We start from the raw sequence: 600 nt of genomic DNA on the forward strand, positions 1-600 counted from the left end.
GTTGTAGTAAACTAAGATATTATGGACGTATTAACACTCGAAAATAAACGCGACTTTCCGATGACTACCAATGTGCTGAAGTTTATGCAGGATGCATATTCAACATTGGAGAAAATTGCAGCCATTGGTGGCGAAAATATTATAGTTAGCGGTTGTACCATAACCGGATCTAGTGTCTCGAATGGTTATATGTATTTAAAAGGAATTTTAATGCCTTTTAAAGCCGGTACCATAGCCACTAATGTTAAGATTGTTAAAACGACTAGCCAGATTACTGTTGATACAGGAACCCGGGAGCAAACAACTTATTACGCTGAGTTTGGAACAAGTGCTGATCCTACTATGAATGTTCCATGGGCAGACATTGAAGCAATACCTACTAACTCAGAATTAAATGAAGAGCTAAATACATTACTTACCAATCTTGGGGATTTTACGGCAGCTATTGATGCGTTAGGATTAGGTTTTGATTATTTGGATGAGTGGATATATGCTGTTAACTACTTGATGAATGATAGTGGATGGATCCAATGTCCATTAAGTTCAGGTACGCTTTTAGGTTCCAACTGGGTTTATGCGCGTCAAAAAGGCAATCATGTA

Annotated in this window: 1 protein-coding gene; it reads left to right on the forward strand. The window is 37.8% G+C overall.

Going from position 1 to position 600, the window contains the following annotated elements; translation table 11 throughout:
- Positions 1 to 21: 21 nt before the first annotated feature.
- Positions 22 to 600, forward strand: a 579-nt coding sequence (locus tag KEM10_RS25230; protein WP_212221016.1) for a hypothetical protein, incomplete at its 3' end; no start/stop codon positions are given.

The sequence above is a fragment of the Carboxylicivirga linearis genome, assembly GCF_018271995.1.
Classification (GTDB): Bacteria; Bacteroidota; Bacteroidia; order Bacteroidales; family Marinilabiliaceae; genus Carboxylicivirga; species Carboxylicivirga linearis.